This is a genomic window from Rhodococcus yananensis (genome assembly GCF_020515525.1).
GTDB lineage: Bacteria > Actinomycetota > Actinomycetes > Mycobacteriales > Mycobacteriaceae > Rhodococcus > Rhodococcus yananensis.
In genome coordinates, this window is sequence record NZ_JAIYEP010000119.1 from 1 (window position 1) to 8,408 (window position 8,408).

General features: G+C 68.2%; 9 protein-coding genes. 5 read left to right on the top strand and 4 right to left on the bottom strand.

Translation table 11 applies throughout. From position 1 onward, the window contains the following. Positions 1-34: 34 nt before the first annotated feature. A complete protein-coding gene (locus LDQ05_RS18600; protein ID WP_226438437.1) occupies positions 35-1,843 on the bottom strand; it encodes a ribonuclease J in 1,809 nt (602 codons plus the stop codon). Next, positions 1,840-2,748: a 4-hydroxy-tetrahydrodipicolinate synthase gene (gene dapA, locus LDQ05_RS18605; protein ID WP_226438438.1), complete on the bottom strand. Its 909-nt coding sequence runs from the start codon at positions 2,746-2,748 to the stop codon at positions 1,840-1,842. The genes LDQ05_RS18600 and dapA overlap by 4 nt, the downstream gene beginning before the upstream one ends. Positions 2,749-2,891: 143 nt before the next feature. Between dapA and LDQ05_RS18610 the strand changes: the two genes are divergently transcribed. Both LDQ05_RS18610 and LDQ05_RS18615 read left to right on the top strand, forming a co-directional pair. Then, the gene (locus tag LDQ05_RS18610; RefSeq protein ID WP_226438439.1) at positions 2,892-3,437 is read left to right on the top strand and encodes a toxin-antitoxin system HicB family antitoxin; all 546 of its coding nucleotides are present in this window, start codon (positions 2,892-2,894) and stop codon (positions 3,435-3,437) included. Between the two features lie 114 nt (positions 3,438-3,551). After that, entirely contained in the window at positions 3,552-3,992 is a 441-nt protein-coding gene (locus LDQ05_RS18615) for an SRPBCC family protein (protein ID WP_226438440.1), read from the top strand. A 27-nt stretch (positions 3,993-4,019) separates the two neighbouring features. Here the strand turns inward: LDQ05_RS18615 and LDQ05_RS18620 are convergent, their stop codons facing one another. Continuing rightward, a complete protein-coding gene (locus LDQ05_RS18620) occupies positions 4,020-4,664 on the bottom strand; it encodes an NAD(P)-dependent oxidoreductase (RefSeq protein WP_226438441.1) in 645 nt (214 codons plus the stop codon). Between the two features lie 96 nt (positions 4,665-4,760). Then, entirely contained in the window at positions 4,761-5,237 is a 477-nt protein-coding gene (locus LDQ05_RS18625) for a flavodoxin family protein (protein WP_226438442.1), read from the bottom strand. Positions 5,238-5,514: 277 nt separating this feature from the next. Between LDQ05_RS18625 and LDQ05_RS18630 the strand changes: the two genes are divergently transcribed. The 3 genes from LDQ05_RS18630 (at position 5,515) to LDQ05_RS18640 (ending at position 8,314) form a co-directional block, all read left to right on the top strand. After that, positions 5,515-5,673, top strand: coding sequence for a SipW-dependent-type signal peptide-containing protein (locus tag LDQ05_RS18630; RefSeq protein ID WP_226438443.1), 159 nt, complete (start codon positions 5,515-5,517; stop codon positions 5,671-5,673). A gap of 69 nt (positions 5,674-5,742) precedes the next feature. Next, a complete protein-coding gene (locus LDQ05_RS18635; RefSeq protein WP_226438444.1) occupies positions 5,743-6,132 on the top strand; it encodes a hypothetical protein in 390 nt (129 codons plus the stop codon). A gap of 10 nt (positions 6,133-6,142) precedes the next feature. After that, the gene (locus LDQ05_RS18640) at positions 6,143-8,314 is read left to right on the top strand and encodes a signal peptidase I (RefSeq protein ID WP_226438445.1); all 2,172 of its coding nucleotides are present in this window, start codon (positions 6,143-6,145) and stop codon (positions 8,312-8,314) included. Positions 8,315-8,408 lie beyond the last annotated feature (94 nt).

Genomic DNA, 8,408 nt, shown 5'->3' on the forward strand with positions numbered 1-8,408 from the left:
CAGCCGGGACGGGCGCGGGCCGCCGAGTGCGCGCTCAGGACACGGCGATGACGGTCGGCACGATCATCGGGCGGCGCCGGTACGTCGCGGCCACCCAACGACCGACGACCCGGCGGATCCCCTGCGCGATGCGATGGGTCTCGGTGATCCCCTCCGCCGCGAGTTCGTCGAGTGCCTTGTCCACGAGTTGTGCGGCCTCGGTCAGTGCACCCGGATCATCCGAGAATCCACGGCCCGACACCTCGGGGGTGCTCACGGCCCGACCCGTGGTGGCATCCACCGCCACCGAGATCGAGATGAAACCGCCTTCTCCGAGGATGAGCCGGTCCGAGAGTGTCGATTCGCCGACGTCACCGACCGACAGTCCGTCGACGTAGACGTGCCCGACCGGCACCCGACCGACGATCTCCGCGAGTCCGTCGACCATGTCGACCACCACACCGTCCTCGGCGAGCACGATCCGTTCCTTGGGCACGCCGGTTGCCTCGGCGAGCGCCGCGTTGGCACGGAGATGCCGCCATTCGCCGTGCACCGGCATCGCGTTGGTGGGTCGGACCGCGTTGTACAGGTAGAGCAACTCACCGGCCGATGCGTGGCCCGACACGTGCACCTTGGCGTTCTGTTGGGTCACGACGGTGGCACCACGCTTGGCGAGCCCGTTGACGACGGCGAAGACGGAGTTCTCGTTCCCGGGGATCAGCGACGATGCGAGGACGACGAGGTCGTCGGCGCGGATGTTGATCTGCCGGTGCTCACCGCGCGCCATACGCGAGAGAGCCGAGAGCGGTTCGCCCTGGGATCCGGTGGACACCAGCACGATCCGGTCGTCGGGCAACGTCGCTGCGGTGTCGAGGTCGACGACCAGGCCGTCGGGGACGCTCAGGTATCCGAGGTCCTGCGCGATCTGCATGTTGCGCACCATCGACCGGCCGACGAAGGCGACGCGACGGTTGTACCGGTGGGCGACGTCGACGACCTGCTGGATTCGATGGACGTGGCTCGCGAAGGACGCGACGATCACGCGATTGCGCGCTTTGCCGATGACATTGTCGAGGACCCCGCCGATCTCACGTTCGGGGGTGACGAACCCGGGCACTTCGGCGTTGGTGGAGTCCACGAGAAACAGGTCGACGCCCTCGTCGCCGAGCCGCGAGAAGCCCGCGAGGTCGGTGAGCCGGTTGTCGAGCGGAAGCTGATCCAGCTTGATGTCGCCGGTGTGCAGCACGACCCCAGCGGAGGTGCGGATCGCGACGGCGATGGCATCGGGGATCGAGTGGTTGACGGCGAAGAACTCGCACTCGAACGGACCGTGGGTGGTGCGCTGCCCCTCCGTGACCTCGACGAGGTTGGGACGCTGACGGTGTTCGCGACATTTCGCCGCGACGAGGGCGAGGGTGAACTTGGAACCGATCACCGGGATGTCGGGGCGCAGACGCAGCAGGAACGGCACGGCACCGATGTGATCCTCGTGTCCGTGGGTCAGCACGATCGCCTCGACGTCGTCCATGCGGTCCTCGATGTACCGGAAGTCCGGCAGGATCAGGTCCACACCCGGTTGCTGGTCCTCCGGGAAGAGGACACCGCAGTCCACGATGAGCAGTCGTCCGCGATGCTCGAACACCGTCATGTTGCGGCCGATCTCCCCGATTCCACCGAGCGCCACGACACGTAGGCCGTGCTTCGGAGCCTTCGGCGGGGTACCGAGCCGGTCGGTGGGATCGACGGGCCGCGGATCGGGTCGGCGCGCGGCCGCCGAGTTCTGCGGTGTGCGCTGGGCCGGGCGGGTCGCCGGGGGTCCTGCGTTGCGGGTCGCGCGGCCGCGGCCGCGGCTGGGGCGGCTCATCGGAGCACCCCCGCGGCCTGCAGATCCGCTGCCAGCGAATCGATCTGCGCGGTGTCGGGCACCACCTGTGGCAACCGGGGCTCGCCGACGTCGATGCCGAGGAGCCGCAATCCGGCCTTCGAGGCACTGACGCCGCCGAGGCGCGCGACGGCGCGATAGATCGGGATCATCGACAGGTTGATACGGCGGGCCAGCTCGAGGTCGCCGGCGGCGTGGGCGGTGTGCAGTTCGCGGAGGCGTCCGGGAACGAGATGCCCGATGACACTGACGAATCCCACGGCACCGACCGACAACCACGGAAGGTTCAACGGGTCGTCACCGGAGTAGAACTGCAGATCCGTCGTGCCGATCAACTCGGCGCCCGCATTGAGGTCGCCCTTGGCGTCCTTGACGGCCAGGATGCGCGGGTGCTCGGCGAGCAGGCGCAGAGTCTCCGTCTCGATCGGTACCACGGAGCGCGGTGGAATGTCGTAGAGCATCACCGGAAGGTCCGTGGCATCGGCAACGGCGGTGAAGTGCGCGTAGAGACCGACCTGCGGCGGGCGCGAGTAGTACGGCGTGACGACGAGCAGTCCGTGCGCGCCGGCCCGCGCGGCGTCGCGGGCGAGTTCGACGCTGTGCGCCGTGTCGTTGCTTCCGGCACCGGCGATGATCTTGGCGCGGTCGCCGACGGACCCGAGAACGGCCCGCATCAGTTCCATCTTCTCGTTCTCGGTGGTCGTCGGCGACTCACCGGTCGTGCCGGCGAGAACCAGTGCGTCGCAGCCACCGTCGACGAGGTAGTTCGCCAGACGCACGCCCGCATCCACGTCGAGCTTGCCGTCGGCAGTGAACGGGGTCACCATCGCCGTGGCGATGGTGCCGAACGGAAGCTCGACAGCAGTTGCGGAATCACCGTTGGTCATGGTCAGAAGGCTACCGCGTGTGCCGGACGTCCCGTTACACGGATGGGGCAGATCCGTCGCGTGTCCACCACACCCCGGGCGGACGCCATGATGGCGTCACTTTCACCCTTGACCGACATCGTATGTGACGTCAGACTGGCGTCATGAATATCGATCGGTACATCGACGCGATCACCGGTTCCGTCACCACCGCCGCCGAACTCGGGGACGACGAGACCCGTCGGATCGCGGCCGCACTCGCCGGAGCCGCAGCCGCACCGGCACGACTGGCCCTTCTCGGCGCCCTCTCGGACATGGCCGCCGAAGTGTCCTCCACGCTCGGGGACCGCACGGTGACCGTGCGCCTCGTCGGCGACGAGGCCGTGCTCGACGTCCACTCGGGCCCCGAACCCGCAGGTGGCGACACACCCCCGACCTTCGAGGAGATGACCGGCGACATCAGCCGGGTCACCCTCCGCCTCGTCGAACAGATCAAGTCGCGCGCGGAGGAAGCTGCCGCGCAGAACGGGGTGTCACTCAACTCGTGGGTCGCGCAGGCCGTGCAGGGCGCCCTGCGCGACCAGATGCGCTACCAGCAGCGCACCGCCGAACACTGGCGCCGGACCACTTCGCGGGCCCCCGAAGACGGTGCCGCGGGCACGGCCGGAACCGACACACCCGGCGACGACCGGGACGAGAAGCAGGACTGACACCCATCGCCCCTCGGAACGCCGCGCATCCACCCTGCCGAACCGGGGCGGGCGAGGGTCCGTACGGTACATTGCCCGGGCATCAGAGCGGTCCAGATGAAAGCAGGAGGGGCGATGGCACACAGCAGCACCAGGAGTTTCGAGATCACTGCGACGCCGCAGCAGGTCATGGCGGCGATCGCGGCGGTCGAGCGTCTGCCCGAGTGGTCGTCGGCCCACAAGTCGGTGACGGTCGAGACCACCCACCCCGACGGCCGACCGAACCGGGTGCGGATGACCGTGTCGATCATCGGGATCACCGACGAACAGGTCGTCGACTACACCTGGAACGGCGACGACTCGATGTCGTGGACCCTCGTCGAGAGCACCCAGCAGAATCAGCAGGACGGCTCGTACACCCTCGCCGCCGTCGAGGGCGGCACCCGGGCCGATTTCAGTCTCACGATCGACCCGAAGATCCCCGTCCCCGGATTCCTGGTACGCCGCGCCGAGAAGACCGCGATCGAGACCGCAGCCAAGGGCCTGACGAAATTCGTCGAGAAGAACTTCGTCTGATCGTCCCGATCCCCCGCCGACGTCGGGTCAGGCATCACGCACGGTGAAGCGTGTCCTCACGTGGGCGGGGTTCTCGATCTCGTCGATCAGCGCAACGGCCAACGTGCCACTAGTGACCGACGACGAACCGTCCGGCGCGACGAGCAGTTCGTCGCGGCCGAGCACGTAGTCCGTCGCCGCGCCCACGACGAACGTCAGGGACGGCGACACCGCGACCCAGTCCACGTCGTCGACATCACGCAGAAACCGCAGTTCTTCGAGTTGACTCTGCGGGATCGCGATCCATGCCTCGGCACCGGGAACACCCCGGATGTCGTCGAGTGCGAGATGCTCGTCCGGTCCCGTGGTCAGACTTCCGGCGCCCAGGATGAACACCAGACGGGGCGCGTCGACGCCGCGGAACATGGCAACCAGCCGCGCAGCCAGGTCGACGTGAAGGTGGGCGTGTTCCGGTGCCGTCGCGAAGGCGTCGACCACGACGTCGAAGTCGCGGAGATCGTCGACCACCAGATCGAACGCATCCCGTGTGAGCACGGTCGCGTCGGCTCCGAGGACCTCCCGTGCGCGATCGGGATTCCGGACGACCGCCGTGACGTCGTGACCCCTGCGTGTCGCCTCGGCGTGTATCGCGCGGCCCGCGTTGCCGGTCGCTCCGATGATTCCGATCTTCACTGACTCTCCGATCCGTCGGGTGCGGGAGAACGACGCGGGCGCGTGGCCGTCGGCGCCCGCACCATCCCCGCGTACCCCATTGTCCCCAGAATCGGCTCAGTCGGCCGTCAACCCGGCGGCGAGAGTCGCACCGAGTTCCCAGCACGCCTCGAGATCGTCCTTGGTCGGCTTGTTCGACGCGATGACGTACTCCGCCGCTTTCTCCCAGCCGAGCCCCGCCGTGATGGCGTCCACTGCTCGCACCGCCCCTTCCGATCCCTCGTTCCCGTGCAGATACAGCCCGTACGGCCGTCCTCGGGTCGCGTCGAGAATCTGGTAGTACGCACAGTCGAAGGCGTGCTTGAGGGCACCCGAGATGTAGCCGAGATTCACCGGCGACCCCAGCAGATAGCCGTCGGCCCCCAGCAGTTCGCCGGGAGAGACCGACAACGCCGGACGGCGCACGACGTCGACACCCTCGATCTCCGGGTCCGTCGCCCCCGAGACGACCGCCTCGAACATCGCCTGACAATGCGGTGAGGGAGTGTGGTGGACGATCAGCAGGGTCCTGCGCCGCGCGGTGTCTTCGCTCATCCCGGCAGCGTACGACGCCGCTCCGCCGAAATCGGGCCGCAACCGCGGAAGTGATACTCGGCACAGACATCCCCGGCCACCCTCGTTCCGGGGCGCACGCGACCCCGAATCCTCACCGGCACAGGTGTTTACCGGCGATCACCTCCGTCGCGGAACGTTACACCTTCTCCCGTCTCGTTAATCACGGTGAATTCCGGAAAAATTAGGCTGCGCTGCGCGTATCTGTAGACATGGGCGGCGACAGGATCGCCCACCACTACGAGAAGAGAAGACAGCCATGACAACCAACGACCAGGCCCGCAGTCGCAACAGCCGGAAACGGCGGGCGCTTCTCGCGTCAGGGTTGGTACTCGGCGTCGGCGTAGTGATCACCCTCGCGGCGTGGAACGACAGCGTGTGGGGCAGCTCGGATTTCGGCACCGGTGAGAACTCGTAGAACATTCAGGGCTCCGTCGACGCCGGCGCCACCTGGGCCGAGTTCCAGACCCAGGAGGGGGCAGGATGGATGGCCTTCACCATCGATCCCGAGGGCATGACCCCCGGCCATGAGGTGCACGCGCTGTTCGGGCTCAAGGAGACCGAAGGCAACATGGGCGCCACCGTCACCGTGAAGGCCCCGATCACCGCGGGCGATACCCTCGCCCAGAACCTGACCGTCACGATCGTCGACCTCGGCGCCACCAACCCGGGATCCTTCGACGGCACACAGACCGGCACCACGATCGCCACGTACACGCTGTCGCCCGGCGCGGACTCGACCGCGGTGACCCTCGACGCCGGCGGCGAACAGTGGCTCGGATTCACTGTCGAACTGCCCGACGGCACCAACCCGTCCGGCCTGGCGCAGAGCACCAGCGCAGCCTGGGAGATGTCCGCCGTCAGCGTCGACAACTGATGCCCCCGCGGTGGCCGCCATCGCGGCCGAGGCCGTGCCCATCATCGTCCGAGGCGACGTCATGCCCACCCTGACCCCCGAACCGCAGACGGCGCATCCGCGCCCGCGGCGTCGCAGACTGTGGTCGACCGTCGAGAACGTCGTGCTCGACGTTCTCGCCGTTGCCGGCCTCGTCTGCATCGCCCTGACGATCTGCGCGTTCGTCTTCCACTACTCGCTGATCATGTTCAAGACGGGATCGATGGCACCGACGATCCCTCAGGGTTCACTCGCCCTCGTCCACAAGGTGCCCGCCACCGACATCGAGGTCGGCGACATCGTCACCGTCGACCGCCCCGGCGAACGTCCGGTGACGCACCGCGTCATCGAGATCCATCCCCAGACCGGCGGCGAGGTTCTCATCGCCATGCGCGGCGACGCGAACCCCAACCCCGACCCCGGCATGTACCGGGTCACCGAGGTACGCGAAGTGGTCTGGCACGCACCCGGTCTCGCAGCGAAGGTCGTGTGGCTCTCCGATCCCCGAGTCCTCGGCGGCATCACGATCGCGGCATCGGGACTCGTCCTGTGGGCGTTCTGGCCGCGACGCGACGAACGCGACGACGGCGAACGCGCCCCGGAGGGGGTGCTCCACGATGACCGGCACGGCACACGCGCTGCGGCGCAGGATCGCCGTGATCGCCACCGCCGTCGCCGCCGTGGGCGCTCTCGTGGCCGGGGCACCGGTGTACTCGCCGCGTGGCAGATGCCGGTGTGGGGCTCCGCCACGTTCGGTGTGGATCCCGACTACATCCCCGTCGGGTACGCACGCGGCATCTCGTCGGCGGGCACGCTGGATCGTCAGATCACCAGTGCGACGTTCGACGGTACCGCGGCCGTACGTGACGACACCGACCCGGGAACGGACGACACCGGGTGGCAACAGTTCTCGTCGTCGGGTGTCGCGGGACTGTTCTCGATCGAGAGCACCGGCACGTCCTGTGCGTCGTACTACGCCGACGACGGCACCACCTGTGTCGCGGGGGCGGACGGCGCCGCCAATTCGAGCGCCCAGGTCCGGGACCTGCGGATCCGCAACACCGCCATCTCGAGTTCCAACGCGGTCGAGACGTCTGGCACGTTCGCCGCCAGCGCGGTGTGTCCCCTCGACGGCAGCGCCCCGCAGGCGGGTGACCTGACCGCGGGCACACTCGTGATCGGCGGTACCTCCGTTGCGATACCCGCTCCGAACAGCAGTACAACCTTCGATATCCGGGACGGGACACGCCGCTACACCGGAACCCTCGACTACGTGCGGGACTCCGATGCGCAGTCCGCGGTCACCAAACTGCGGCTGTACGTCGAGGAACGTCTCATCCTCACACACGAGTGGACCCTCGACATGGACCTGATCCGCACCGACTGCGGAATCGGTGTCGCACCGACGTCCGTGCTCGGCGGAGGGACCGGGATCGCCGCAGCACCGGAGACCGATGGAGCAGGAAACGGCGACGCAGCGACCGAGGACGAGCAGGCGGTTCCCGGTGAAGAGACGGACCGGACGGCCCCCGAGGACGAATCTACCGTCGACACCGCGCCCACCGCGGTACAAGTGGGACAACGCTTCCCGCTGACCACCACCGACGGGACCGACCTGGGGTCCGCAACGATCCACGAGATCGCCCGCGAGGACGACGGCACGGTGGCGGTACGGATGACCGTTGCCACCTCCGAGGAGTCCGGCGACCGCCGGCTCGGCAGTATCACAGCGCGGGACTTCCGCTGCCTCACCCCGGACGGCATGCGCACGGTGGCGAGCAGAAGCAGTGAACGACCCGCCTTCCCGAGCGTGTTCGAACCGGGATCCGAGTACACGGGCTGGGTCACGTTCGAGGCCGCAGCCGATGCGACGAGAGCCGTCTGGATGCCGGACGGCACCACCGGCTGGGTGTTCGATCTACCCGCCGTACCCGACGGGGAGGCCCCACCGAGCGAGCCCGGAGTGACCGAGCCTCCCGAGGTGACCGAACCGCCTGCCGTGACGGAACCCGGGATGCCGGAGACCCCCGCGCCGGCACCCGAGAGCACCCCCGACGTGACGGAACCCGAGGAATCCGCACCCGGTGTATCGTCGCCGGGCACCACCGAACCGGACACCGACACCGCGACCGGCGAGGAGGAGCAGACCGGAAACACCGAGTGACCGACAGGTCGGGACCGGGCGGTGGCAGACCGCCCGGTCCCGCTGCGTGTCACTTCGTGTCGGGTCCGGCGGAGTCGTCGCGCTCGAGCTTCTC